Source organism: Avibacterium volantium (genome assembly GCF_049366555.1).
Classification (GTDB): Bacteria; Pseudomonadota; Gammaproteobacteria; order Enterobacterales; family Pasteurellaceae; genus Avibacterium; species Avibacterium volantium_A.
Window position 1 is genome coordinate 1 of record NZ_JBMMGT010000062.1, and the last position, 713, is coordinate 713.

Below are 713 nucleotides of genomic sequence, written 5' to 3' on the forward strand. Positions count from 1 at the left end.
GGGGCTGTATTAGATTAGCAAGTATGTTAGTCTATAAAAATGAAGATAACTCATTGTAAATTAAAGAAATCCATACAGAAAAAGCTCCTTGAATTTTTTGTATTAGAAGTAACAGCCCGTTCTGCAGCAAATTTGTTAGAGATAAATCCTAACTCTGCTGCACTGTTTTACCGCAAAATCAGAGAGGTTATCAGCTATCATTTAGCTCTTGAAGCAGATGAAGTATTTGAGGGACAAATTGAGTTGGATGAAAGCTATTTCGGTGGGCATCGTAAAGGAAAACGAGGTCGTGGAGCTGCAGGAAAAGTGGCTATTTTTGGTATATTAAAACGACAAGGTAAAGTGTTTACTGTGGTCGTAAATGATACGAAGGCAACAACGCTAATGCCCGTTATAGCAAGGAAAATCAAGCCTGATAGCTGGGTTTACACAGATACTTATCGTAGTTATGATGCCCTTGATGTAAGCGAATTTCACCACGAACGAATTAACCATTCGGAGCTGTTTGCAGTGAAACAAAATCACATCAACGGCATTGAAAATTTTTGGAGTCAAGCCAAGCGGATACTCCGAAAATATAATGGAATTGACCGAAAAAGTTTTCCTTTATTCTTGAAAGAATGTGAATTTCGGTTTAACTTCGGGACACCAAAAGAGCAACTTAAAACGTTGAGAAAATGGTGTGAAATTTAGGGCTAATCTAATACAGCCCC

The 713-nt window shown here is 37.9% G+C and carries 1 protein-coding gene; it reads left to right on the forward strand.

Annotated features, from left to right (window positions below; all coding sequences use genetic code 11):
- Window positions 1-39 precede the first annotated feature (39 nt).
- Window positions 40-693, forward strand: coding sequence for an IS1595 family transposase (locus tag ACLS0A_RS10985; protein WP_416083509.1), 654 nt, complete (start codon window positions 40-42; stop codon window positions 691-693).
- The last annotated feature ends 20 nt before the right edge of the window (window positions 694-713 follow it).